The sequence below is a fragment of the Sphingobium chungbukense genome (assembly GCF_001005725.1).
Classification (GTDB): Bacteria; Pseudomonadota; Alphaproteobacteria; order Sphingomonadales; family Sphingomonadaceae; genus Sphingobium; species Sphingobium chungbukense.
The window spans coordinates 223,925-247,970 of record NZ_LBIC01000003.1; the positions used below are offsets into that span (position 1 = coordinate 223,925).

Annotated in this window: 23 protein-coding genes and 1 tRNA gene; 8 read left to right on the plus strand and 16 right to left on the minus strand. The window is 62.9% G+C overall.

The genetic code is table 11. The features are described from left to right. Nucleotides 1-20: 20 nt before the first annotated feature. The 4 genes from YP76_RS07170 to YP76_RS07190 form a co-directional block, all read right to left on the minus strand. Nucleotides 21-302 carry a hypothetical protein gene (locus tag YP76_RS07170; protein ID WP_157035706.1) on the minus strand — a complete coding sequence of 94 codons (282 nt, stop codon included), beginning with the start codon at nt 300-302 and terminating at the stop codon, nt 21-23. Nucleotides 303-711: 409 nt separating this feature from the next. Then, nucleotides 712-942: a hypothetical protein gene (locus YP76_RS07180; protein ID WP_157035707.1), complete on the minus strand. Its 231-nt coding sequence runs from the start codon at nt 940-942 to the stop codon at nt 712-714. Further along, nucleotides 939-1,460 (minus strand): hypothetical protein, encoded by a 522-nt coding sequence (locus YP76_RS07185; RefSeq protein ID WP_046762923.1) that lies wholly within the window; start codon nt 1,458-1,460, stop codon nt 939-941. The genes YP76_RS07180 and YP76_RS07185 overlap by 4 nt, the downstream gene beginning before the upstream one ends. A 166-nt stretch (nt 1,461-1,626) precedes the next feature. Continuing rightward, nucleotides 1,627-1,701 (minus strand) — tRNA-Val (locus tag YP76_RS07190). A gap of 134 nt (nt 1,702-1,835) precedes the next feature. Here YP76_RS07190 and YP76_RS07195 point away from each other — a divergent pair. Beyond that, nucleotides 1,836-1,964 carry an entericidin A/B family lipoprotein gene (locus YP76_RS07195; protein ID WP_013846709.1) on the plus strand — a complete coding sequence of 43 codons (129 nt, stop codon included), beginning with the start codon at nt 1,836-1,838 and terminating at the stop codon, nt 1,962-1,964. Nucleotides 1,965-1,982: 18 nt separating this feature from the next. Here YP76_RS07195 and YP76_RS07200 read toward each other — a convergent pair whose 3' ends face one another. Next, the gene (locus tag YP76_RS07200) at nt 1,983-2,189 is read right to left on the minus strand and encodes a hypothetical protein (RefSeq protein ID WP_046763264.1); all 207 of its coding nucleotides are present in this window, start codon (nt 2,187-2,189) and stop codon (nt 1,983-1,985) included. Between the two features lie 172 nt (nt 2,190-2,361). On the opposite strand from YP76_RS07200, the gene hslV reads away from it, so the two are divergent. Beyond that, nucleotides 2,362-2,940 (plus strand): ATP-dependent protease subunit HslV, encoded by a 579-nt coding sequence (gene hslV / locus YP76_RS07205; protein WP_046762924.1) that lies wholly within the window; start codon nt 2,362-2,364, stop codon nt 2,938-2,940. A 29-nt stretch (nt 2,941-2,969) separates the two neighbouring features. Further along, nucleotides 2,970-4,271: an ATP-dependent protease ATPase subunit HslU gene (gene hslU / locus YP76_RS07210; protein ID WP_046762925.1), complete on the plus strand. Its 1,302-nt coding sequence runs from the start codon at nt 2,970-2,972 to the stop codon at nt 4,269-4,271. Between the two features lie 112 nt (nt 4,272-4,383). Here the strand turns inward: hslU and proS are convergent, their stop codons facing one another. Beyond that, nucleotides 4,384-5,910, minus strand: a complete 1,527-nt coding sequence (gene proS / locus YP76_RS07215; RefSeq protein WP_046763265.1) for a proline--tRNA ligase — start codon at nt 5,908-5,910, stop codon at nt 4,384-4,386. Nucleotides 5,911-5,999: 89 nt separating this feature from the next. Continuing rightward, a complete protein-coding gene (phaR, locus tag YP76_RS07220) occupies nt 6,000-6,581 on the minus strand; it encodes a polyhydroxyalkanoate synthesis repressor PhaR (RefSeq protein ID WP_046762926.1) in 582 nt (193 codons plus the stop codon). Here phaR and YP76_RS07225 point away from each other — a divergent pair. Next, nucleotides 6,580-7,668: an alpha/beta hydrolase gene (locus tag YP76_RS07225; RefSeq protein ID WP_084733067.1), complete on the plus strand. Its 1,089-nt coding sequence runs from the start codon at nt 6,580-6,582 to the stop codon at nt 7,666-7,668. The genes phaR and YP76_RS07225 overlap by 2 nt on opposite strands. Nucleotides 7,669-7,716: 48 nt before the next feature. After that, the gene (locus tag YP76_RS07230) at nt 7,717-8,889 is read left to right on the plus strand and encodes an acetyl-CoA C-acetyltransferase (protein ID WP_046763267.1); all 1,173 of its coding nucleotides are present in this window, start codon (nt 7,717-7,719) and stop codon (nt 8,887-8,889) included. 167 nt (nt 8,890-9,056) lie between these two features. Here the strand turns inward: YP76_RS07230 and alr are convergent, their stop codons facing one another. From alr to YP76_RS07270, 8 genes are all read right to left on the minus strand, one after another. After that, nucleotides 9,057-10,103 carry an alanine racemase gene (gene alr / locus YP76_RS07235; RefSeq protein ID WP_046763268.1) on the minus strand — a complete coding sequence of 349 codons (1,047 nt, stop codon included), beginning with the start codon at nt 10,101-10,103 and terminating at the stop codon, nt 9,057-9,059. Nucleotides 10,104-10,143: 40 nt separating this feature from the next. Then, on the minus strand, nt 10,144-11,736 hold the full coding sequence (locus YP76_RS07240; RefSeq protein WP_046762927.1) for an MFS transporter: 1,593 nt from the start codon (nt 11,734-11,736) through the stop codon (nt 10,144-10,146). 256 nt (nt 11,737-11,992) lie between these two features. Further along, on the minus strand, nt 11,993-12,364 hold the full coding sequence (locus YP76_RS07245) for a tRNA-binding protein (RefSeq protein WP_046762928.1): 372 nt from the start codon (nt 12,362-12,364) through the stop codon (nt 11,993-11,995). 75 nt (nt 12,365-12,439) lie between these two features. Beyond that, nucleotides 12,440-14,425 carry an acetyl-CoA carboxylase biotin carboxylase subunit gene (locus YP76_RS07250; protein WP_046762929.1) on the minus strand — a complete coding sequence of 662 codons (1,986 nt, stop codon included), beginning with the start codon at nt 14,423-14,425 and terminating at the stop codon, nt 12,440-12,442. A 101-nt stretch (nt 14,426-14,526) separates the two neighbouring features. Continuing rightward, a complete protein-coding gene (bioB, locus tag YP76_RS07255; RefSeq protein ID WP_046762930.1) occupies nt 14,527-15,525 on the minus strand; it encodes a biotin synthase BioB in 999 nt (332 codons plus the stop codon). Next, a complete protein-coding gene (gene scpA, locus YP76_RS07260) occupies nt 15,525-17,678 on the minus strand; it encodes a methylmalonyl-CoA mutase (protein WP_046762931.1) in 2,154 nt (717 codons plus the stop codon). The genes bioB and scpA overlap by 1 nt, the downstream gene beginning before the upstream one ends. 168 nt (nt 17,679-17,846) lie before the next feature. Beyond that, nucleotides 17,847-18,287: a methylmalonyl-CoA epimerase gene (gene mce, locus YP76_RS07265; RefSeq protein WP_046762932.1), complete on the minus strand. Its 441-nt coding sequence runs from the start codon at nt 18,285-18,287 to the stop codon at nt 17,847-17,849. A gap of 108 nt (nt 18,288-18,395) precedes the next feature. Next, nucleotides 18,396-19,928, minus strand: coding sequence for an acyl-CoA carboxylase subunit beta (locus YP76_RS07270; RefSeq protein WP_046762933.1), 1,533 nt, complete (start codon nt 19,926-19,928; stop codon nt 18,396-18,398). A gap of 120 nt (nt 19,929-20,048) precedes the next feature. Between YP76_RS07270 and YP76_RS07275 the strand changes: the two genes are divergently transcribed. Continuing rightward, nucleotides 20,049-21,464, plus strand: a complete 1,416-nt coding sequence (locus YP76_RS07275; protein ID WP_046763269.1) for a helix-turn-helix domain-containing protein — start codon at nt 20,049-20,051, stop codon at nt 21,462-21,464. Here the strand turns inward: YP76_RS07275 and YP76_RS07280 are convergent. Next, the gene (locus YP76_RS07280) at nt 21,461-22,357 is read right to left on the minus strand and encodes a LysR family transcriptional regulator (protein WP_046762934.1); all 897 of its coding nucleotides are present in this window, start codon (nt 22,355-22,357) and stop codon (nt 21,461-21,463) included. The two genes, YP76_RS07275 and YP76_RS07280, sit on opposite strands and share 4 nt — an antisense overlap. A 105-nt stretch (nt 22,358-22,462) precedes the next feature. On the opposite strand from YP76_RS07280, the gene YP76_RS07285 reads away from it, so the two are divergent. Together YP76_RS07285 and YP76_RS07290 are read left to right on the plus strand one after the other, a co-directional pair. Continuing rightward, nucleotides 22,463-23,248: an SDR family NAD(P)-dependent oxidoreductase gene (locus YP76_RS07285; RefSeq protein WP_046762935.1), complete on the plus strand. Its 786-nt coding sequence runs from the start codon at nt 22,463-22,465 to the stop codon at nt 23,246-23,248. 85 nt (nt 23,249-23,333) lie between these two features. After that, nucleotides 23,334-24,044, plus strand: coding sequence for a 2OG-Fe dioxygenase family protein (locus YP76_RS07290; RefSeq protein WP_046762936.1), 711 nt, complete (start codon nt 23,334-23,336; stop codon nt 24,042-24,044). Nucleotides 24,045-24,046: the final 2 nt, after the last annotated feature.

Here is a 24,046-nt window from a genome sequence, read left to right on the forward strand (position 1 = left end):
CGGGATGGCCCGCTGATCGCTTAATGCTGATCGCGGGCCTTTTCATTTCTGCGATCTAGGCTTTCCAATGTGACGAGTTCAAACACTGGCGCACTACGTAAGTCATATTCATCAACCTTGATAGGGATGCCGTATAATGGCCTATCTTCGAATGAAATTCCGCGAGCATCGATTTGTTTAGCGCGCTCATCTGCCATGAGAGAATAAAGCGCAGCACGATTAATGCGCCAATGTAGCATCTTCTCTTTCGCGGCAAAGGCTCTATAGCAAGCTTCACCAATTTCATCCCATAATTTCGTCATATCATTATCACTCCTCCAGATGCAGCCCAATTGAAATATCATGCGCTATCCCCATAGTGGCAAGCATGAGAAGGCCGCCTAGGAGGAAGCGGGTGGGGGCGGTCATGGCTGTTGATCTATAAGGGCGGTGATGGCGCTCTCTAGGGCATCGTCATAGCAAGCTATGCAATCTTCCCATCCATAGCGTTCATGCGCACACTTCACTTCTGGGGCATTATACCCCCGCGCAATAGCTTCGCGCATAGCAGCCGCCGCTTCCCTAAGCCCAGCTTGGCGACCGGCTTCCCTCATGCGGGCGAAGGCTTGGACAAGAGGATCAGCGTCCATATGGCCATGCCGAACAAGACTGCCCCAGCGCCCATTGTGCGGCGAGCTATCCGCAGCCGCCTCCCGCACATCCTGATCCACCTTACCGTCCATCATGAGGGCCTTTCTGGGATAGGCGCGCCGTTTCAAGATCCTTGTGACGATGGAAGGCCGTTCTCAAGCGCTCAAAGGTCCAGGCGATTTCTTCCCACTGGCTGTCGGAAAGATAATCATCCGCTTTCCGGCATTCCTTGGTATGCTCATTAAGGCACTCGCGCACCCATACATAGGCGGCATTTTCTGCCTCCATCTCAGGCGTAGGCTGCTGTCTCATTTTTCCTCCCCCTCAAGGTGGGCGCGGGCTTTTAATGCGGCGGCGCAGAGGGCGAGCGGTAATGAAGTGGACGATGCCCATGCCGTCCGTTTTATGGCGTGGTTTGTCAATGTGGCTTCATCGTAGCCGTTGGCGTTCATCAGGGTATATTCCCACCCTTCCGGCACCAACTGCATCGCCGCGTCGAGGGACCGCAGATAATTTGGCGGCTGCACACACTTCGGTTCAGGCAGAAGGTCATGCAGGGCGTTGTTGGTCACTGCCGCCTCTGGCGTTTCCAAATCCGTCAGCCCTTCGACAATCTCAGCCAGCTTCATCATCTCAGACATGGGGGTGATCCTGTGGGGGTGGGGGACCGAGCCGCGACGGATGCGATCGATCTGCGCGATTTGGTTCGCCTTGGTGCTGGGCTTGTTTTGTTCATGGAAGTAGACGCATGGGCCGGGGAAGCAGGTATCCTTGCCGGTCACGCGCTCGCACTTCATGCAAGCAGGGGCGAGAGGCTTCCAGTCAGCCATGCGCCGCCTCCCGATTCGCGAAGGACGCCGCCCCGGCACAACCGCTGTACCGGATTTGTACGAACGACCGTCGCAAAAGTGCGTTTGTTCCCGCACTGTTCCGCAATTTGGAGATTGGCCTATACCGGCCTTCCGCCATTAATCCCCTTGAAAATAAGGAGAAAAATGGTGGGCGCGACAGGGATTGAACCTGTGACCCCACCCGTGTGAAGGGTGTGCTCTACCGCTGAGCTACGCGCCCCCTGTAAGGAGGAGGCGGCCATTGGCATCCACCGCGCGCCCTGTCAAGCGCCCCGCCAACCTAATTTCCGAAAATGGACTTATTCGCGTCAAGCGCGTTATAATCGATACGCTATCAAAAGGAGTGCATATCCCATGCGTCAAACCGTCGCCCTTGTCATTGCAGGGCTGCTTCTTTCATCGCTCGCAGCCTGCAACACCGTGAAAGGTGCCGGCCGGGACATCGAATCCGTCGGCCGCGCCGGAGAAAAAGCGATCAACTGATCGGGTATGATGACCGGATCATTGTAGGATGCGGCTGGTGACGCCGGCCGCATTCTTCTCCAAACTCACGCCGTCGCAATCCGGTTCGCCGCAATCGCAGGCGGCAATGGTGTAGCGCACACCGCACATGACCAGCCCCTCCTGGTCGAAGGAATAGTTGGATATTCCGGCACGCTCGACCTTTTCCTGCGCCCTGGCTCTCAATAGCCGGTCTACGAGGGTCATGCTCTTACCTCTCTGCAACATGCGTGAATGATTGTTGCTGCGTTGCACAATGTCAATCGAGGCAAGTTGGTTCCTGAACGAATTGAAATAAATCTGTCCAGAAAATGACACGATCCGGCGCTTAAGAGCATGGTGCTTGCACGCTGCTTTCATCGCTCCCATATGCCGGGCCATGAACGACCAACGCTCCCATTCCATGCCGGTCTGGCATGGCACGACCATCATGTCGGTACGCAAGAACGGAAAGGTGATCGTGGCCGGTGACGGCCAGGTCTCCATGGGCCAGACGGTGATGAAGCCCAATGCCCGCAAGGTCCGCCGCCTCCATGACGGCTCCGTCATCGGCGGTTTCGCGGGTGCCACGGCAGACGCCTTCACCCTGTTCGAAAGGCTGGAGGCCAAGCTGGAACGGCATAATGGCCAGCTCATGCGTGCCGCCGTCGAACTTGCCAAGGACTGGCGGACCGACAAATATCTCCGCAATCTCGAAGCCATGATGATCGTCGCGGACAAGGAAGTGACGCTGATCCTGACCGGCAATGGCGATGTGCTGGAACCGGTCGCCCACCCCCAGGGCACCGTCGCAGCCATCGGTTCGGGCGGCAATTTCGCCCTCGCCGCCGCCCGTGCGCTGGTGGAATATGAGGAAGATGCCGAGACGCTCGCCCGCAAGGCGATGAAGGTGGCGGCGGAAATCTGCGTCTACACCAACGACCAGCTCGTCGTGGAAGAGCTGGAAAGCGTGAACTGAACCCTTTTTCCGGAAATTTGCCGAACATCATGAACGACAACCTGACCCCCAAAGCCATTGTCGCCGCGCTGGACGCGCACATCATCGGCCAGGCGGACGCCAAGCGCGCCGTCGCCGTGGCGTTGCGCAACCGCTGGCGCCGCCAACGCCTCTCCGCCGACCTGCGTGACGAGGTGACGCCCAAGAACATCCTGATGATCGGCCCCACGGGCTGCGGCAAGACGGAGATCAGCCGCCGCCTTGCCAAGCTGGCCGATGCGCCCTTCGTGAAGGTGGAAGCGACCAAGTTCACCGAAGTCGGCTATGTCGGCCGCGACGTGGAGCAGATCGTCCGCGATCTGGTCGAGGAAGCGGTGCGCCTGGAACGCGACCGCCGCCGGGAAGCCGTGCGCGAAGCCGCCTCCGAGGCCGCCATGGCCCGCCTGCTCGACGCGCTGACCGGCAAGGAAGCGAGCGAGGCCACCCGCCTCTCCTTCCGCCAGCGGATCGAGAACAACCAGATGAACGATGTCGAGGTTGAGGTGGAAGTGACCGACAGTCCCTCCATGCCGATGGAAATCCCCGGCATGGGTGGCCAGATCGGCATGATCAACCTCAGCGACATGATGTCCAAGGCGTTCGGCCAGCAACAGAAGAAGCGGCGCAAGCTGCGCGTCGCCGAAGCCTGGGACAAGCTGGTCGAGGAGGAACAGGACAAAAGGCTGGACCAGGACGACGTCGCCCGCGTCGCCATCACCAGCGCCGAGCAGAACGGCATCGTCTTCCTCGACGAGATCGACAAGATCGCCGTCAGCGACGTGCGTGGCGGATCGGTCAGCCGTGAAGGCGTGCAGCGCGACCTGTTGCCGCTGATCGAGGGTACGACGGTCTCGACCAAATATGGCCCGCTCAAGACCGACCATATCCTGTTCATAGCCTCGGGCGCCTTCCATGTGGCGAAGCCCAGCGACCTGCTGCCGGAGCTGCAAGGCCGCCTGCCGATCCGCGTCGAACTGAAGGCGCTGACCGAGGATGACTTCGTGTCGATCCTCTCCGACACCAAGGCGAGCCTTGTCGCGCAATATCGCGCGCTGCTGGCGACCGAGGGCGTCACCATCGACCTGACGTCCGACGGCATCCGCGCGGTGGCGAAGATCGCGGCCGAGGTGAACAGCGAGGTCGAGAATATCGGCGCCCGCCGGCTTCAGACCGTGATGGAAAAGCTGCTGGAGGATGTGAGCTTCGACGCCGAAGACCGCCAGGGCGAAACGCTGGTGGTCGACGCAGCCTATGTCGAGAAGCAGCTTGCCGTAGTGGCGCGCAACACCGACCTCAGCAAATATGTGCTGTAAACAGTTTTAACTCCCCTCCCGCAAGCGGGAGGGGCCGGGGGTGGGCGCGAGCGCAGCGAGCCTCCTGTCGGAGGTCCCGCTGCTTATCTCTCTCCGGCGGAACAAAAAATGATCAGTAGCTCCGCCCGACCAGCACCCGCTCTACCGCCTTCTCACCGGTGAACACGCAAACTCCATCAGCCGCGTCCGCATCGGACGGAATATTGCGCAGCGTCAGCTTCTCGCCCTTCAACCACTCGACCACCTTGTCGAGCGCAGTCCCCGTCGGCTTGCCCCACTGCACCAGCGCCCAGCCCGGCTTCTTGCTTGCGCCAAAATAGGCCTTGAGCCCGTCCAGCGAGGTGATCGACTTGTCGATATTCCCCAACAGCCGCGCCTGCGCATCCGCAAACAATGCCTGCTGGATCTCCTCCAGCATCCCCGTGGCCGCACCAAGGAAGTCCCCCTTCGCCACGATCTGGCTGTCGAGCTTGCCATCCTCGCGATAGAGCCGGTCGCGGCGGATGACGGACACATTGCCGCCCGCCACATCGCGTCCGCCAACCTCGATCACGATCGGCGCGCCCTTCTTCACCCAGCCCCAACGCTTGTTGGCAGCCTTGGCCGGGCGACGATCCAGCAACGCGCGAACCGGCTCGCGGAACACGTCCAGCTTGTTCAACTCCGTCACCAGATCACCGCAATAAGCCAGGATCGCCGCATCCTCGTCATTGTCGCGCAGCATCGGCACGACGACGACTTGATAGGGCGCCACACGCGGCGGCACGCGCAGACCGTCATCATCGCCATGCACCATGATCAGGCCGCCGATCATCCGCGTCGACACGCCCCAGCTCGTCGTCTGCGCCAGTTCCTGCTGCCCTTCGGCATTCTGGAACTTGATATTCTGCGCCTGCGAGAAGGTCGTGCCCAGGAAGTGCGAAGTCCCCGCCTGCAACGCCTTGCCATCCTGCATCATCGCCTCGATGGAATAGGTCGCGACCGCTCCGGGAAAGCGCTCATTCTCCGGCTTCTCGCCCGCGATGACGGGAAGCGCCACGCACTCCTCGGCAAAGCTGCGATAGACTTCCAGCATCTTCATCGTCTCTTCCATCGCCTCATCGACGGTGGCGTGCGCCGTATGCCCCTCCTGCCAGAGGAACTCGGCGGTGCGCAGGAACATGCGGGTCCGCATTTCCCAACGGACGACATTGGCCCACTGGTTGATCAGTACCGGCAGGTCGCGCCAGCTCTGCACCCAGCGGGAGAAAGCCGCGCCGATCACCGTTTCCGAAGTCGGGCGAACCACCAGCGGTTCCTCCAGCTTCGCCTCGGGATCGGGCACCAGCCGCCCATCCTTCTGGATCAGCCGATGATGGGTGACGACCGCCATTTCCTTGGCGAAGCCGTCGACATGCTCGGCTTCCTTCTCGAAATAGCTAAGCGGGATGAACAGCGGGAAATAGCAATTCTCGTGGCCGGTCGCCTTGATGCGCTCGTCCAGCAGTTTCTGCATGCGTTCCCAGATGCCATAACCCCATGGCCGGATGACCATGCAGCCCCGCACGCCGCTTTCCTCGGCCATGTCGGCCTCGGAAATGACGGCCTGATACCAGGCGGCGAAATCCTGTTCGCGGGTAACGGAAAGGGCGTGCTTCACGGGATCGACCTTAAAATTTCGAATGGATGGCGCGCCATAGGCCAAGCGCGCCCTCCCTGTCGACTCCCAAGGATAGCCGGAAGCGCGGCTTAGCTCAGCTTGTCGATCTTCGCGTTGAGCGCGGCAAGCTGCGCCTTCAACTCAGCAATCTCGTCATCCTTGGCCTCTTCGGAAGCGGACGACGGCGTGGGCGTGGGCGTGGGTGCGGCCATTCCCGGCATGCCCGTTCCAAAGGCGCTCGCCGCCGCCTCGAACATCTGCATGTTGCGCTTGGCGATCTCGGCCAGCGGGCCTCCGCCGAAGGCTCCCTTCATGGCTTCCTGGAACTGCTGCTGGTTCTTGCGGAACGCATCCATCGACGCTTCCAGATATTGCGGCACCATGGACTGCATGGAATCGCCGTACATGGCGATCAGCTGGCGCAGGAAGTTGACGGGCAGCATGTTCTTGCCGCGCTGCTCCTCCTCCATGATGATTTGCGTCAGGACATTATGCGTGATGTCCTCTCCGGTCTTCGCATCGACGACAACGAACTCCCGCCCCTCGCGAGTCATCTGCGACAAAAGATCCAGCGTGATGTAGCTCGACGTTTCTGTGTTATAGAGCCGCCTGTTAGCGTACTTCTTGATAACGACCGGTTCGGATTCGTTCGCGGTCTTAGATTTGGCCATGGATACCTCTCCCACACCTGCATTTTCCGCATTAGCACAGCAATATGCCGCGTCGCAACATGGGCCGCGGCCCTTACCCCTTTTTCTCAATATTTTATGGCGAGAAACGCAGGGCGATCCCGAACTGCGAAAGCGCGCTTTCCAGGGTTTGCGGAAATATCAAGAGGCTAGGCGTCCCGTGCGCGCCCCAGCCCCGCCCGCTTTCGCATCCGCGGGCAGCGCGAAACTGATCCGATATGGCACGGAAAACGGGCGGGCGCCGGTGGTGTTCGTGCCCTCGCTGATCAACCCGCCGCATGTGCTGGACCTGTCGCCCGGCCGGTCCATGCTGCGCCATATGAGTGCAGCAGGGCACGACGCCTATCTGGTGGATTGGGGCACCCCGGCACAGGATGATGGTACGCTGGGCCTGGACCGCCACGTGACGGAGCGGCTGTTGCCGATGCTGGACCGGTTGCCGCGCGATCCGATCCTGGTGGGCTATTGCCTGGGCGGAAATCTGGTGATCGGCGCTGCAACATTGCGGAATGCCAGGGCCGTTTCGACCATCGCCGCCCCCTGGAATTTCGAAGGCATCCCGCCTGCGGACCGCGAGCATATCGGTGCCCTGTGGCGCGGAGCGAAACCCATGTGCCAGCGCCTGGGCTATGTTCCGATGGAGGTACTGCAATCGGGCTTCTGGGCCATGGACCCGCATCGGACCATCCGCAAATATGCGGCCTTTGCCGAAATGGCCGCCGGATCAGACGAGGAGCACGCCTTCATGGCGGTTGAGGATTGGGCCAATGGCGGTCCTCCGCTCAGCTATGCGGCGGGGTGCGACCTGTTCGAAAAATTCTATGCTGCAAATGCGAGTGGACGGGGGCAATGGCGCATTGGCGACCGGTCGATCGATCCCGCCGGCCTGACTTGTCCAACGCTCTCAATCCGTTCCGCGAGCGATCGCATCGTGCCGGCGCAAGCCGCGCCGGAAATGGCGGAAGCACGGACATTGTCGCTCGGTCATGTCGGCATGATCGTCGGCGGAAACGCGCCACAGCAACTGTGGCACCCCCTGTCCCAATGGCTTTCCAGCCACGACGGATGATGATATGTGCGGCTGCGAAAACAACCACTGGAATTGAGGATCAAGGCTTTGTCAGACATCGTCATCACCGCCGCCAAGCGTACTGCCGTCGGCAGCTTCCTGGGCGCATTCGGGTCCACTCCGGCCCATGAACTTGGTCGCACGGCGATCGTCGCCGCTCTCGCCCAGGCCGGCGTCGCGCCCGAGGAAGTGGACGAGGTCATTCTGGGCCAGGTGCTTGCCGCTGGCCAGGGTCAGAACCCCGCGCGTCAGGCCGCCGTCAATGCGGGCATCCCGGTCGAGCGCACCGCCATCGGCCTCAACCAGCTTTGCGGCTCGGGCCTGCGGGCCGTGGCTCTGGCGGCACAGGCGATTCGTGCCGGTGACGCGCGCATCATGGTCGCGGGCGGCCAGGAAAGCATGTCGCTGGCGCCCCATGCCCAGTTTTTGCGCAGCGGCACCAAAATGGGTGCGGTCTCGCTGGTGGACACGATGATCCATGACGGCCTGACCGACGCCTTCAACAATTATCACATGGGCATCACCGCCGAAAATCTGGCCGAAAAATACCAGATCAGCCGCGAAGCGCAGGACGAGTTCGCCGTCGCCAGCCAGAACAAGGCCGAAGCGGCGCGCGCGTCGGGCCGGTTCCAGGACGAAATCGTCCCCGTCACGATCAAGGGCCGCAAGGGCGACACGATCGTCGACACCGACGAATATATCCGCGCCGGCGCCACGATCGAGGCGATGCAGGGCCTGCGCCCGGCCTTCAAGAAGGACGGCACCGTCACCGCGGCGAATGCCAGCGGCGTGAATGACGGCGCGGCCGCGCTGGTGGTGATGACCGCTGACGAAGCCGCGAAGCGCAATGCCGCGATACTCGGCCGTATCGCCGGATTCGCGACCTGCGGCGTCGATCCGTCGATCATGGGCATCGGCCCCGCTCCGGCGACCCGCAATGCGCTGGCCAAGGCAGGCTGGACGCTGGCCGACCTCGACCTGATCGAGGCCAATGAAGCCTTCGCCGCTCAGGCGCTGGCCGTCGGCCAGGAATTGGGCTGGGATCCGTCGAAGGTCAATGTGAACGGCGGCGCGATCGCGATCGGCCACCCGATCGGCGCTTCGGGCGCTCGCGTGCTGACCACCCTGCTCTACGAAATGCAGAAGCGCGACGCCAAAAAGGGCCTCGCCACGCTTTGCATCGGCGGCGGCATGGGCGTTGCCATGTGCATCGAACGCTAGAGCATCGTGCAGAAAAGTGGGCACCGGTTTTCTGCTTAAAACGATGCGACAACAAAAGCTTAGAGCACGCGGCCTGCGTCAGATTTAACGCAGCACGCTCCAAGCGAAGATTCGACCATTAAAAAAAGGCCGCCGATCCATCCAAGGATCGGCGGCCTTTTTTTGGTTCAGTGCCAGATCCGGTCGAACCGCGCGCCCAATCCCGTCAGCAACTCATATTGCGACAGCCCCGAAATCGCGGCGGCTTCCTCCAAAGCATAATCGACGGTCAGCCAATCTCCCTCCGCCACTTCGGGCAGGCCAGAAACGTCCACCGCCGTCAGGTCCATCGACACCCGCCCGACCACCGGCAGGATCATATCCCCCACCCGCATCGACCCACGCCCGGAAAATCCCCGCAAATAGCCGTCGGCATAGCCCAGGTTCAGCACGGCGATCTCCATATCCGCGCTGGCGACATGGGTGGCATTATAGCCGATCGCATCGCCCGCCAGAACGCGGCGGCGTTGCAGGACCTGCGCTTGCGGAACCACGACCTGCCGGATGTGCCCCGCCGCCTCCCGGCGCGGGATGCCACCATAAAGGGCTATGCCCGGCCGGGTCATGTCGAAGGCATAGGCATGCCCCAGACAGATACCGGCGCTGTTCGCCAGGCTGTAACGCGCCGCCGCCACGCCGTTTCGCAGCCCGGAAAAGCGCGCAAGCTGACTCCGGCTGAGCGGCGCATCCTCATCGGCCGACGCCAGATGACTGAGCAATGTCACGATTTCAAGCCCCGCCACCTGCGCTCCGACATCGCCGCGCCAGTCGAGCCCCAGCCGGTTCATCCCCGTATCGACCATGACGTCGCAGGCCCCGCCACCGGCGCCTTTCCATCGCGCGACCTGGCTTTCCGTGCACAGGACCGGCCGGGCACGCGAGTGCAGCGCCACCGCCATATCCTCCGCGCGCACGCCATGCAGCACCGACAGCGACACGCCCACATCGAGCAACGGCTCCAGAGCCATGGCCTCAGCCCAGTTGGACACGAAGAAGTCACGGCAGCCCGCTCCCAGCAACCGCCGCATCACCTCCGCAGCGCCCAGCCCATAGCCATTGGCCTTGATCGCCGCGCCGCAGGCAGCCGCGCCGCCTTGCCCCTTCAACCAATGCCAGTTGGACAGCAGCGCGTCTCCATCCAGACGCAGACGCAACGGGGCCGAAAAATCAGTCATGCCCCAGCGGATAGCGCCCCACGGCGCCATCGTCGAGGCATCATGCCTCCAGCTTCGCGCCGCGCGTCTCGGGCAGGGCGACAAGGCAGGTCAGCAACGCCGCCGCCACCACGGCGAGCGTGTACCACAGCCCCGCATAGGGATCGCCCGTCCTAGCCACGATATATTGGCTGACCAAAGGCAGGAAACCGCCAAAATAGCCGGTCCCGATATGATAGGGGATCGACAGCGAGCTATAACGTATCCGCGCCGGAAAATATTCCGAAAGCAGCGCAGCCACCGGCCCATAGGTCGCCCCGGACAGCGTCCAGAGCAGCAGCAAGGCCAGGAACAGCAGCATCGCGCGCGGCCAGTCCGGCGTCACCGTCCCCGAATCATAACCCGCCGCCCTCAGCGCCGCGTCCAGCCCCCCGGCGCTCAGATCGCCGACCACCTTGCCGCCGATGCTGACCGATGGCGCGGCAGCCTCCCTCTTCTCATAAGCGATGCCGCGCTTGGAAAAATGGTCGAGCAGCTTGCCGCAGGCGGTCGGCTGGACCTTGGCGAAGGGGTGGAAGCTGCAATCGGGACCGCTCACGACCACGGGCGCTCGCTCCGCCGCGCGATAGAGAGCCGGATTGGCCGTGCTCCCCATGAACTGGTACAGCGGCATGAGCAGCAGGAGCACCAGCGCATAGCCGATGACAATCGGCTTCTTCCGCCCGACCCGGTCCGACAGCCAGCCGAAGAAAATGAAGGACGCGATCCCCGCAAAGGCGCTGCCGCCCACCAGCAACTGCGCCATGCCGGGCGAGACATGCAGGCCGCTTTGCAGGAAATAGAGCGCCTGGAACATCGCCGTATAGGCAATGACGGTAAAGCCCGCTGCAATGCCGATCATCGCCACCAGCATCCGCCGCTTGTTGCCGGGATAGGTGAAGGCCTCCTTCAGCGGATTGCGCGATTGTCCGCCCGCCGCCTTCATTGCGGTAAAGACCGGGCTTTCGCGCAACATCAGCCGCATCCAGAGCGAAATCGCCAGCAACGCCAGGGAGAAGATGAAGGGCAGGCGCCAGCCCCACGCCTCCCATGCCCCCTTGCCCACGATCGATTGCGTGCCCACGACGACGATCAGGGACAGGATGAAGCCGCCGATCACGCCCGCCTGGATGAAACTGGTGTAGAACCCCCTTTTCCCGGCAGGCGCATGTTCCGCGACATAGATGGCCGCGCCGCCATATTCGCCGCCCAGCGCCAGCCCCTGCGCGATCCGCAGCAGGATGAGGATGACCGGCGCCGCCACCCCGATGCTGGCGGCCGAAGGGGTCAGTCCCACACCCGCCGTCGCCGCGCCCATCAGGACGATGGTGGCCAGAAACGTGTATTTGCGGCCCCATCTGTCGCCGAGATAGCCGAACAATGCCGCGCCCAAGGGCCTGAACCCGAAACCGATGGCAAAGCCCGCCAGCGAATAGAGCAGCTCGACGGTCGGATTGTCGGTCGGGAAGAAGGTTCGCCCGATGATCGGAGCGAGCACGCCGTAGATATAGAAATCATACCATTCGAACACGGTGCCAAGAGCGGACGCGGTGATGACCAGCCGGTCCCGCTTCGCATCCATCACATAGTCGCCACCGACCGTCCCCTCGCTCATTCCACCCCCTGCCCGTGCGCCTCGTCCGGAGCCGTTCTAATGAAGTGCCCCGATCCGGCAAGCGGCATGACCGCAGCGATCGATATGGGTGAAATCGGACTTTCCCTCTCCCAACGGGAGAGGGAGCGGAAGGATGAGGGCGAAAGGTGGTGTAAAGGGCCGCTCTCCCCTTCCCACTCGGCCGCAGCCAAGCGGACCCCTTCCTCCCCCTCTGGGAGAGGAGATATGTCCATTCCTGCCCAACAACGCCAACTGCTCAAAACAGCCGCGATCCATTCGGCACCGCCTTGTCCGGCGCAAACAGCATCACCGCGCCCGCCTCATCCGCGAACCCCAGCGTCAGCACTTCGGACAGAAATTTCCCGATCTGGCGCGGCGGAAAATTGACGACGGCAGCCACCTGCCGTCCAGGCAGATCCCCCAGCGCATAATTTTCGGTGATCTGCGCGCTGGATTTCTTCTGGCCGATCCCCGGCCCGAAATCGATCAGCAGCTTGTAGGCCGGCTTGCGCGCCTCCGGATAGGCTTCCGCCGACAGGATCGTGCCGACGCGGATATCGACCTTCAGGAAATCGTCGAAGCCAATGGCCTCGCCGGCAGGCGAGCTGGGGTCATGATCCAGATGCATGCCCCATCACAGCATGTCCGCCGCGCAAGGAAAAGGCCTTATCCCTTCTCCTTGCACAGCGGCCTCGCGTCCGATTTATTCCAGTTCGAGGATGATCGCATCGACCGGCAGGCTCTCGCCCTGCGCCGCCGACACGCTCTTCACCACGCCTGCCTTTTGCGCGCGCAGGATATTCTCCATCTTCATCGCCTCGATCACGGCGAGAGGCTGGCCGACCTCGACCTTGTCGCCTTCCTTGACGTTGAGCGCGACCAGCAGGCCCGGCATCGGACAGATCAGGAAACGCGACAGATCCGGCGGAATCTTCTCGATCATATGCTTGGCATGCACCGCCGCATGAGCGGGCAGGATGCGCAGCTTGTGGCTGGCGCCGTGGGCGGTCAGCACGAAGCCCGAACGCACCGGCGCGATCTTCACCGCCAGTTGCTCCTCGCCGAACTCCGCCTCGATCAGCCGGTCGCCGGGCGTATATTCGAGCGCCATGTCGATCGCGTCGCCGTCCACGGTAACGTCATCGCCATCGATCACGACGTCATGGATCGCGTCCCCGATCTTCACTTGCCAATCGGTCGGCGGAGCGAGACGCTTGCCCAATTGCCCCTCGATCCGGCGAGCCCGGTCCGCCTGCGCCATGGCGGCAAAGGCGCCGATGGCCGACAGGCGCTTCAGCAGCGTTGCGGACGCGGGAGCACCAGTGAAGCCCTCCGGATATTCCTCGGCAATGAAGCCGGTGGTGATGTTGCCCGAACGGAAACGTTCATGCTGCATCAGCGCGGAGACGAAATCGATATTGTGGCCCGGCCCCTCGATCTCGAACTGGTCGAGCGCGGCGATCTGCTTGTCGATGGCTTCCAGACGGGTCGGCGCCCAGGTGATCAGCTTGGCGATCATCGGGTCGTAGAACATGGAAACCTCGCCGCCTTCGACCACACCGTCATCGACGCGCACGCCGTCCACGGCTTCGGGCGGATTGTAGCGGATCAGACGGCCCGTCGAGGGCAGGAAACCGCGATAGGGGTCCTCGGCATAGACGCGGTTCTCGATCGACCAGCCGTTGATCTTCACATCCTCTTGGGCGAAGCTCAACGCCTCACCATTGGCGACGCGGATCATCTGTTCGACCAGATCAAGGCCGGTGATCTCTTCCGTCACCGGATGCTCCACCTGCAAACGGGTGTTCATTTCCAGGAAGTAGAAGCCGTCGCCGGTCTTGTCCGCACCCGACACGATCAGCTCGACCGTGCCCGCACTGAAATAGCCGACCGCCCGCGCCAGGGCGACGCACTGCTCGCCCATCTTCTTGCGCATCTCGGGGCTGACGAAGGGCGACGGCGCTTCCTCGACCACCTTCTGGTGGCGGCGCTGGATTGAGCATTCGCGCTCATTCAAGTAAACGATATTGCCGTGCTGATCGCCCAATATCTGGATTTCGATATGGCGCGGGCTTTCGATGAACTTCTCGATGAACACGCGATCGTCACCGAAGCTGTTCAGCCCCTCGCGCTTTGTCGCCTCGAAGCCTTCGCGGACGTCCTGTTCGGAATAGGCCAGGCGCATGCCCTTGCCGCCGCCGCCGGCCGACGCCTTCATCATCACCGGATAGCCGATCTCGTTGGAGATGCGGACGGCATGTTCGGTATCCTCGATCACGCCGACATAGCCGGGAACGACGTTGACGCCGGCAGCCTTGGCCAATTTCTTGGATTCGATCTTGTCGCCCATGGCGGCGATGGCGTTGGCGGGTGGGCCGACGAAGATGATGCCCTCAGCATCAAGCGCCTTGCGGAAGCTCTCACGCTCGGAGAGGAAGCCGTAGCCCGGATGCACCGCATCGGCGCCGGTCGCCTTGCACGCCTCGATGATCTTGTCGGCGAGCAGATAGGACTGGGCGGCGGGCGGCGGGCCGAGATGAACCGCCTCATCCGCCATCAGCACATGGGGGCTGCGCGCGTCGGCGTCCGAATAGACGGCGACGGTCTTGATACCCATCTTCCGCGCGGTGCGGATGACGCGGCATGCAATTTCGCCACGGTTCGCGATCAGGATCTTGGTGATTGCCATTATCTGTCCTTGCCCCAGTCCTATTCCTCTCGCCCTTTGGGCGAGTTGCCGAAGACCCGCTCTCCCTGTCGGGAGAGATAGGTCGCCAGCGTGCGTGTAAATTACTCCGCCGCCTCCAGATGCCCATGCGGCTGCGCCATCATCGGCGCCAGCCCGAGCTTGGAAAGCAGCGCGCTATCCTTGTCATCCCCGGCATTGGCCGCCGTCAGCAGCTTGTCGCCGGTGAAGATGCTGTTCGCCCCCGCCATGAAGCAGAGCGCCTGACAGGCCTCGCTCATGCTCTCGCGTCCGGCGGACAGCCGCACCATCGAGCGCGGCATGACGATCCGCGCCACGGCAACGGTGCGGACGAACTCCACCTCGTCGATCTTGGCGAGCGGCGTATCCTTCAACATATCGCCCAGCACGGTCCCGGCCACCGGCACCAGCGCGTTGATCGGCACGCTTTCCGGATGCGGCATGGTGCCCAGCGCGTGAAGAAAGCCGATGCGGTCGCTCCGCGTCTCACCCATGCCGACGATCCCGCCGCAACACACATTGATGCCCGCGTCCCGGACATTTTCCAGCGTCTCGATCCGGTCCTCAAAGGTCCGGGTGGTGATGACGTTGGCGTAATTTTCCGGCGAGGTATCGATATTGTGGTTGTAATAATCCAGCCCCGCGTCCGCGAGCTGCTTCGCCTGATCGGCCGACAGCATGCCCAGCGTCATGCAGGTTTCCATACCCATCTGGCGCACGCCCTTCACCATCTCGATGAGCTTGGGCATGTCCCGTTCCTTGGGATTCCGCCACGCCGCGCCCATGCAGAAACGGCCCGAACCATGGTCCTTCGCCTGCGCCGCCGCCTGAAGCACGGCCTGCACGTCCATCAGCTTGGTGGCCTTCAGGCCGCTTTCCGCCTCGGTCGACTGGCTGCAATAGCCGCAATCCTCCGGGCAGCCGCCCGTCTTGATCGACAGCAGCGTGGAAAGCTGCACTTCATTGCGCGGAAAGTTCGCACGATGGATCGACTGCGCCTCGAACATCAGGTCGTTGAAGGGCAGGTCGAACAGCGCGGCGATCTCGTCGCGGGTCCAGTCAGTGCGAGGCGTAACGGTCATTATGCGGCTTCCTCCAGCCCCGCCGGGGGCATGTTGTGGCCGAGGAGGCGCAGCACATCGGCGGCGCATTCCACGACGTTGGAGCCCGGTCCATAAATCCCTTGAACGCCCGCGTCACGGAGGAAGTCATAATCCTGCGGCGGGATGACCCCGCCCGCGATCACCTTGATGTCGTTGCGGCCCTTTTCCCGAAGCTGCCGGATGAGGTCGGGGATCAGCGTCTTGTGCCCGGCGGCAAGCGACGAAGCGCCCACCACGTCCACGCCGCTCTCCAACGCCAGCACCACGGTTTCGTCGGGCGTCTGGAACAGCGGCCCCGACACGATGTCGAACCCCATGTCCCCAAAAGCCGACGCGATCACGTTGGCGCCCCGGTCATGACCGTCCTGCCCCATCTTGGCGATGAGGATTTTCGGCTTGCGACCGAGGCGCCGCTCGACGGCCTGCACCCCGTCAAGAACCTGTTTCCACCGGCTGTCCTGCGCATAAGGCTTGCCATAGACGCCCTTCACCGGCGTCGGCTGCGTGCCGTAGCGGTTGAAGCTGTCCTCCATGGCGGCCGAAATTTCGCCCAGCGTGGCACGCGCCCGCGCCGCTTCGACCGCATGGGCAAGAAGGTTGTTCTCGATCGACTGATCGCCCGCAGCCGCCTGACGCAACGATTCCAGCGCGGCCTGACACGCTTCCTCGTCACGCTCGGCCTTGACCCGGTTGATGCGGGCGATCTGCGCCTCGCGAACCTTGGTGTTGTCGACTTCCAGCGTCTCCAGCAGGTCTTCGTTCGCCAGGCGATATTTGTTGACGCCGACGATGACGTCCTCGCCCCGGTCGACGCGGGCCTGACGGGCGGCGGCGGCGGTTTCGATCATCGCCTTGGGCCAGCCTGCGCCCACGGCCTTCGCCATACCGCCTTCGGCCTCGACGCGGTCGATGATCTCCTGCGCGGCGTCGACCAACTGCTGGGTCAAAGCCTCGATATAATAGCTACCGCCCAGCGGATCGACGACATTGCACATGCCGGTCTCTTCCTGGATGACGATCTGCGTGTTGCGCGCGATACGGGCGGAGAAGTCCGTCGGCAGCGCGATCGCCTCGTCCAGCGCGTTGGTATGCAGCGACTGCGTGCCGCCCAGCATCGCCGCCATCGCCTCGATGGTGGTGCGCATGACGTTGTTATAGGGGTCCTGCTCGGTCAGCGACACGCCCGACGTCTGGCAGTGGGTGCGCAACATCTTGGAGCGTTCGTCCTTCGCGCCGAGCTTCGTCATGACGCGATGCCACAGCACACGAGCGGCGCGCAGCTTGGCGATCTCCATGAAGAAGTTCATGCCAATCGCGAAGAAGAAGCTGAGCCGCCCGGCGAACTTGTCGATATCGAGGCCCGAAGCCACCCCGTAGCGCACATATTCCGCGCCGTCCGCAATGGTGAAGGCCAGTTCCTGCACCTGCGTCGCCCCGGCCTCCTGCATATGATAGCCGGAGATGGAGATGCTGTTGAACTTGGGCATCTCCCGGCTGGTATAGCCGAAAATGTCCGAGATGATCCGCATGCTGGGTTCGGGCGGGTAGATATAGGTGTTGCGGACCATGAACTCCTTCAGAATGTCGTTCTGAATGGTCCCGTCGAGCAGCTTGCGCTCGACCCCTTGCTCCTCGCCCGCGACGATGAAGAAGGCCAGGATCGGGATCACCGCGCCGTTCATGGTCATGGAAACGGACATCTGGTCGAGCGGAATGCCGTCGAACAGGATCTTCATGTCCTCGATCGTGTCGATCGCGACGCCTGCCTTGCCGACGTCACCGACGACGCGGGGATGATCGCTGTCATAGCCGCGATGGGTGGCAAGGTCGAAAGCGACGCTGAGGCCCTTCTGCCCTGCGGCAAGGTTGCGGCGATAGAAGGCGTTGGATTCCTCGGCGGTCGAGAAGCCCGCATATTGCCGGATGGTCCAGGGGCGCCCCGCATACATGGAGGCACGCACGCCACGCGTGAACGGCGCGAAGCCGGGCAGGCCCGGATCGACGGTCACGTCCTCCGCCGTGTAGAGCGGTTTCACCGTGATCCCCTCCGGGGTTTCCCAGTTGAGATCCTTGCCCTTCACTTCCTTGGCGGAGGCGGCGGCCCACTGATCCAGCGTCGGCTTCTCGGTCATCTTTCCTACCCTTATTCCTCTCCCGCAGGCGGGAGAGGATACGCAGGCTTGGCGGCTTGTCCGCCTAGCCGAAGTTGGAGTGGGCTGTTCCGGCCCACCCCGCTGCGACTAGGGCCTGCTGCGCAGCCCCAAGTCTCGCTGCCCCTCCCGCATGCGGGAGGGGTGGTGTTAATGTGCGCCCTCTTTCGGCGTCTCCATGATCTCCGTCAGCACCCCGTTCATATCCTTGGGATGGACGAAGAAGATCAGCGTCCCATGCGCCCCGATGCGCGGCTCGCCCAGCACCTTCTTGCCGAGCCCCTCGAACCAGGCCTTGGCTTCATGGATGTCCGGCACTTCATAGCACATATGATGTTGCCCACCGGCCGGGTTCTTGGCGATGAAACCGTGAATGGGCGAGTTTTCGCCCAGCGGCTCGATCAGTTCGATCTGCGTACCGTTGGTGCCATTCTCGCCGGGCGTGTCGACGAAGCACACCTTCACCCCCTGCGCGGGCAAGTCGAAGGGCTCGTGCGTCAAAGTCGCGCCCATGACGTCGCGATAATAGGCCAGCGAAGCCTCCAGCGAAGGCGTCGCCACGCCGATATGGTTCAAGCGACCGAGTTTCATACTACTTCACCATTCTCGTCACCCCAGCGAAAGCTGGGGTCTCATGCCCCAAAAGCTCCATCTGGCCGCCTGAGATCCCAGCCTTCGCTGGGATGACGGCCCGGGCCGTCACAACGGAATATTGTCGTGCTTCTTCCAGGGGTTCTCCAGCGCCTTGTTGCGCAACTTGCGCAGGCCAAGGGCGATCCGCTTGCGGGTCGAATGCGGCTGGATCACCTCGTCGATGAAGCCCTTGCTCGCCGCCACGAACGGGTTGGCGAAGCGGTCTTCATATTCCCTGGTCTTTTCCGCGATCTCCTCCGGCGTCTTGCCGCGGAAGATGATCTCCACCGCGCCCTTGGCGCCCATCACCGCGATCTCGGCCGTCGGCCACGCATAGTTGAGGTCACCGCGCAGATGCTTGGACGCCATCACGTCATAGGCGCCGCCATAGGCCTTGCGGGTGATGACGGTGATCTTCGGCACGGTCGCCTCGGCATAAGCGAACAGCAGTTTCGCGCCATGCTTGATGATGCCCGAATGTTCCTGCGCTGTCCCCGGCAGGAAGCCCGGCACGTCGACGAAGGTGACGATGGGGATTTCGAACGCATCGCAGAAACGCACGAACCGCCCGGCCTTCTTGGACGAATTGATGTCCAGCACGCCCGCCAGCACCATCGGCTGGTTGGCGATGATCCCGACGGTCTTGCCCTCGACACGCCCGAAACCGCAGATGATGTTGCCCGCATGGGCCGGCTGCACTTCGAAGAAGTCGCCCTCGTCCACCACCTTGCGGATCAGCTCATGCATGTCATAGGGCTGGTTGGCATTGGCTGGGATCAGCGTATCCAGGCTCTCCTCGATGCGATCCCACGCATCGGCGCTCGGCCGTTCGGGCACCGGCTCCTTGTTGGAAGCGGGCAGGAAGTCCACGAAATCGCGCACCGCCAGCAGCGCCTCAATGTCGTTCTCGAACGCCACGTCGGCCACGCCCGACTTGGTGGTGTGGGTGACGGCGCCGCCCAGTTCCTCCTGCGTCACGACCTCATTGGTGACAGTCTTCACCACGTCCGGCCCGGTCACGAACATGAAGCTCGAATCCTTCACCATGAAGATGAAGTCGGTCATGGCGGGCGAGTAGACCGCACCACCCGCGCACGGCCCCATGATCACGCTGATCTGCGGCACCACGCCCGACGCCAGCACGTTGCGCTGGAAAATCTCCGCATAGCCGCCCAGCGAGGCCACGCCTTCCTGGATGCGCGCGCCGCCCGAGTCATTCAGGCCGATGACCGGCGCGCCGACCTTCATGGCGATGTCCATGATCTTGCAGATCTTCATCGCGTGCCGCTCGGACACCGCGCCGCCGTAAACGGTGAAGTCCTGCGAAAAGACATAGACCAGCCGGCCGTTGATCGTGCCCGATCCGGTCACGACGCCGTCGCCGGGGATATGCTGCTCGTCCATGCCGAAGTCGATGCAATTATGCTCGACATACATGTCCAGCTCTTCGAAGCTGTCCTCGTCCAGCAGCACTTCCAGCCGCTCGCGGGCCGTCAGCTTGCCCTTGGCATGCTGGGCGTCGATGCGGCGCTGGCCGCCGCCCAGCCGCGCGGCATCGCGCTTGGCTTCGAGCTGTTCAATGATGGCGAGCTTCGACATATAAGACTTCTCTCCGGCTTGTCGCGGACTCCTGCGCCCGCCCTTTCCAACCTTTTCGCATTTTCGCAAATGCGATTTTGCCAATTTGCAAATCGCGATTTTGCAAATTATGGACAAATCATGGCTCGCGGCAATCGAATCTTTGCAGGACCCCGCTTGCGGCAACTCCGTCTGGACCATCGCATGGATCAGGCGACCATGGCACAGGCGCTTGGGATTTCCGTATCCTATCTCAGCCAGATGGAAAATGACGATCGCCCCCTCACCGCCAAGGTGAAGGCCGCGCTCGCCAGTGCCTTTCCCACCGACTGGGCCAGTTTCGACAGTCGTGAGGACGAACAGTTGCTGGGCGCCTTCACCTTCGCGCTCGCCCATCCCGAACTTCCCGGCGTCCCGATGGAGCCGGAACGGATCGAAAAGCTGCACCTGCAATTCCCCGAATTCGCGGCGCGCTATGTCGATCTCTACAACGCCCATATGCGCGCCAACGAACGCATCAACATGATAGAGGAGGCGATCGCCAACGATCATGCGGTCCAGGCCCGCCTCCCCTGGGAAGCCGCGCGCGACTGGTTCCATGAGGCCGGCAATTACGTCCACAGCCTCGATTGCCTGGCCGAGGACATGGCCGCCAGCTTCACCGCCGGGCAGGTTCTGGACGAAGGCATGCTGGTCGAAGCGCTCGCGCGCCGCCACGGCATCGAAACGCTGATCGCGGAGACGCCCGATTCCGCGCTCCGATCCTATACCAGCGTGGAGAAGCGGCTGTTCATCAACGCCGCCCTGCCGACGGAGAGCCGCAAATTCATGCTCGCGCATCAGCTCATGATGCTGGAGGGGCAGGCCGTCATCGCCGACGTGGTGAACAAGGCCGCCCTGCCGGTCCTGGGGGCCGATCGCCTGCTCGCCATCGGCCTCGGCAATTATGCGGCGGGCGCGCTGCTGATGCCCTACGCCCAGTTCCGCGAAGTCGCCCGCGAGGTCCGCCATGACATCGACCGCCTCGCCCGCCGCTTCGGGGTGAGTTTCGAACAGGCCTGCCATCGCCTCTCGACCCTCCAGCGGCCGGGGCTGCGCGGCATTCCCTTCTTCTTCTGCCGCGTCGACATGGCCGGCAACATCACCAAAAGGCACAGCGCGACCCGCCTGCAATTCGCCCGCTTCGGCGGTGCCTGCCCTTTGTGGAACGTCCACGAAGCCGTCGCCATCCCCGACCGGATCAACGTCCAGCTCGGCGAAACGCCGGACGGCGTACGCTATGTCTCCATGGCGAAGGGTCTCGTCAAACCGCTGGGCAGCTACAGCCGCACCCCGCGCCGTTTCGCGGTGGTGCTGGGCTGCGAGATCGCCCATGCGGCCAATTTCGTCTATGCCGACGGCCTGCAGCTCGAGGTGGAGGGCGCCGCCACCCCGATCGGCATCACCTGCCGCCTCTGTTCCCGGCAAAGCTGTGATCAGCGCGCCTTCCCACCCGCCGACCGCCCGATCCACGTCGATCCCGACAACCGGCAGATCGTGCCCTACTGGATCGGTTAGCCGGGCAATTCCAGTGCCTCGTCCAGAAAGTCGAGAAAGGCCCGCACCCGTGCGGCCAGCCGGTCCTGCGCGGAATAAAGCGCGTGGATATCCTCGCCGTCCCCCGTGCTGAAATCGCCCAGTACCTCCACCAGCCTCCCTTCCCGCACATCGCGCGCGACATGAAAGCGCCCGTGTCGCGCGATACCGCCTCCCGCGATCGCCATCTGCCGCACGACCTCGCCCGAATTGCCGAAAAACCGCCCCTGAACCGGGCGCTGCACGACCCGCCCACCGATCCAGAAGGGCCAGCTGTCCACCGACCGGCGAAAGCTGAATTGCAGGCAGTCATGCCCATCCAGTTCCTCCGGCGTGCGCGGCGTTCCCCGCGCGGCGAGATAGGCGGGACTGGCGACCAGAAGCATGCGGCTATGCCCCAGCTTCTTCGCTCGCAATCGCGTATCCCGCAAAGGTCCGATGCGAATGGCGATATCGGCCCGTTCCTCCACCAGATCGACCACCGCATCCGACAAGGCCAGATCGACCGCCACGGCCGGATGGCGCCCCAGGAAATCGGGCAGGATCGGCAGGAGGCACTCCGTACCGAAGGAGACGGACGCATTGACCCGCAAAAGCCCGCGCGGTCCCTGCTCCTGCTGCCCCAACCCCGCTTCGACGTCGGCCATCTCCGTCATCAGCGCCATCATCCGGTCGCGATAGGATGCCCCCTCCAGGGTCAACGCCAGTGACCGCGTGGTCCGCCGCAACAATGTGACGCCAAGACGCTGCTCCAGCCGCCCGATGCTCCGGCTCACGGCGGATGGCGTCAGCCTCAGCGTCTTGGCGGCCGCTGCGAAGCTGCCTTCCCGCGCGACGGCCAGAAATGTCTCGATATCCCCAAAGCGGTTGTCCATCTTTCATCCATGATTTAAAATCACTTCTATAGTGATAGATGTCATTCTAATCATCAATGGCAGCGTTTCTTATTCTTGCACTCGTTCACGGAAAAGGAGTGCCCCATGGATCTGAAACTCGCCGGAAAGACCGCCCTCGTCACTGGATCGACGGCCGGCATCGGCTTCGCCATCGCCAAACGTCTCGCAGAAGAAGGCGTGGAGGTCGTCATCACCGGCCGCAACCAGGCGAAGCTGGACGAGGCCGCTGCCCAGATCGCGCCGGTCGGCAAGGTTCGCCCGATCCTGGCCGATCCCGCAACCGCCGACGGAGCGGCCGCATTGATAGCCGCCGCGCCCGACATCGACATTCTCGTCAACAATCTGGGCATATACGAAGCTAGGTCCTTCACCGAAATCTCGGACGAGGATTGGCATCATTTCTTCGAGGTCAACGTCGTCAGCGGCGCGCGCCTCGCCCGCCATTATTTCCCCCGCATGATCGAACGGAATTGGGGCCGCATCATCTTCATCGCCAGCGAAAGCGCCCTGCTGCCGCCTGGCGAGATGATCCACTACGGCATGACCAAGACCGCCCAGCTCGCCATCGCCCGCGGCCTTGCCGAACAGACGCGCGGCACGGGCGTCACGGTCAATTCCGTCCTGCCCGGCCCCACCCGGTCGGAAGGGATCGTCGACTTCATCCGTTCGGTCGTGGAAAACAAGGACGCACCCGAGGCCGAGCGCGAGGCGGAATTCTTTGATAAACTGCGCCCCCTCTCCCTCATCCGCCGCCTGATCGAGGCCGACGAGATCGGATCGATGGTCGCCTATCTCGCCAGCCCGCTCGCCGCCGTCACCAATGGCGCCGCGATCCGGACGGAAGGAGGGATCATACCCACCATCGCCTGAGATTCCGGCATCCGAAGCTCCGTGCAATCCTGCTTGCGGGAACTGGCCCTGTCGCTCGTCTGTCCCTCCGGTTAAGGAAAGATAGATGAGCGATACGGACATTCTGACGGACACGCCACTGGGCCGCGCACTGGATGACAGCGGTTATGCCCGACTGTCCGGCACCCTTCTGTTCGACCAACTTGCCATCCCGGCCGCCGATTGGGAGGCGTTCGCCCAAAGCTGGGATCATCTTGGTCCGGATCTCTATATGGCCGATGGCGGTCGTTATCGCCGCCGCCGCCATGCCATCCTTGGCCTCGAGAACGGCAGCTTCAGCCGCAAGCCCCATCAGCCGCATTTTCAGAGCCGGGACTATAATCCCCTGAATGGCGATGTGCAGCGCTGGTTCGATCCCGTCGATCAAGCCACCATCGACAATGTCATGATGCGGTCGATCCTCGCCTTCTGCGCCCGCAATTTTCCCCTGATCGGACGGCAGCATGTTGAACTCCACCAGTTCCGCATCGAAGCGCGCGCCGGCGAACTCGGCCGCCCGACGCCCGAAGGCATGCATCGCGACGGGGTGGACTGGGTCTTCGTGATGCTGGTCGAGCGCCGCAATGTCCGTGAAGGCGTCACCCGCATCGGCACGCCCGATGGCAAGGAGCTTGGCGAATTCACCCTCGCCCGCCCCGGCGACGCCGTGCTCGTCGACGACCATCGGATCATGCATGGCGTCACCGAAATCCACCCGGTGGACCCGGCGCAACCCGCCTGGCGCGACGCTCTGGTCGTCACCTTCGCCGCGGAATAGGA

Bases quoted from the DNA above. Each gene is read 5' to 3' on its own strand.
- YP76_RS07170 (WP_157035706.1), bottom strand. From the start codon at position 302: ATGACGAAATTATGGGATGAAATTGGTGAAGCTTGCTATAGAGCCTTT.
- YP76_RS07245 (WP_046762928.1), bottom strand. From the start codon at position 12,364: ATGCATCTGGATCATGACCCCAGCTCGCCTGCCGGCGAGGCCATTGGC.
- phaR (WP_046762926.1), bottom strand. From the start codon at position 6,581: ATGGCCAAATCTAAGACCGCGAACGAATCCGAACCGGTCGTTATCAAG.
- bioB (WP_046762930.1), bottom strand. From the start codon at position 15,525: ATGACCGTTACGCCTCGCACTGACTGGACCCGCGACGAGATCGCCGCG.
- mce (WP_046762932.1), bottom strand. From the start codon at position 18,287: ATGAAACTCGGTCGCTTGAACCATATCGGCGTGGCGACGCCTTCGCTG.
- alr (WP_046763268.1), bottom strand. From the start codon at position 10,103: ATGACTGATTTTTCGGCCCCGTTGCGTCTGCGTCTGGATGGAGACGCG.
- YP76_RS07280 (WP_046762934.1), bottom strand. From the start codon at position 22,357: ATGGACAACCGCTTTGGGGATATCGAGACATTTCTGGCCGTCGCGCGG.
- hslU (WP_046762925.1), top strand. From the start codon at position 2,970: ATGAACGACAACCTGACCCCCAAAGCCATTGTCGCCGCGCTGGACGCG.
- YP76_RS07270 (WP_046762933.1), bottom strand. From the start codon at position 19,928: ATGTCGAAGCTCGCCATCATTGAACAGCTCGAAGCCAAGCGCGATGCC.
- YP76_RS07285 (WP_046762935.1), top strand. From the start codon at position 22,463: ATGGATCTGAAACTCGCCGGAAAGACCGCCCTCGTCACTGGATCGACG.
- YP76_RS07290 (WP_046762936.1), top strand. From the start codon at position 23,334: ATGAGCGATACGGACATTCTGACGGACACGCCACTGGGCCGCGCACTG.
- YP76_RS07185 (WP_046762923.1), bottom strand. From the start codon at position 1,460: ATGGCTGACTGGAAGCCTCTCGCCCCTGCTTGCATGAAGTGCGAGCGC.
- YP76_RS07225 (WP_084733067.1), top strand. From the start codon at position 6,580: ATGGATACCTCTCCCACACCTGCATTTTCCGCATTAGCACAGCAATAT.
- hslV (WP_046762924.1), top strand. From the start codon at position 2,362: ATGAACGACCAACGCTCCCATTCCATGCCGGTCTGGCATGGCACGACC.
- YP76_RS07200 (WP_046763264.1), bottom strand. From the start codon at position 2,189: ATGACCCTCGTAGACCGGCTATTGAGAGCCAGGGCGCAGGAAAAGGTC.
- YP76_RS07250 (WP_046762929.1), bottom strand. From the start codon at position 14,425: ATGGCAATCACCAAGATCCTGATCGCGAACCGTGGCGAAATTGCATGC.
- scpA (WP_046762931.1), bottom strand. From the start codon at position 17,678: ATGACCGAGAAGCCGACGCTGGATCAGTGGGCCGCCGCCTCCGCCAAG.
- YP76_RS07180 (WP_157035707.1), bottom strand. From the start codon at position 942: ATGAGACAGCAGCCTACGCCTGAGATGGAGGCAGAAAATGCCGCCTAT.
- YP76_RS07275 (WP_046763269.1), top strand. From the start codon at position 20,049: ATGGCTCGCGGCAATCGAATCTTTGCAGGACCCCGCTTGCGGCAACTC.
- YP76_RS07240 (WP_046762927.1), bottom strand. From the start codon at position 11,736: ATGAGCGAGGGGACGGTCGGTGGCGACTATGTGATGGATGCGAAGCGG.
- YP76_RS07195 (WP_013846709.1), top strand. From the start codon at position 1,836: ATGCGTCAAACCGTCGCCCTTGTCATTGCAGGGCTGCTTCTTTCATCG.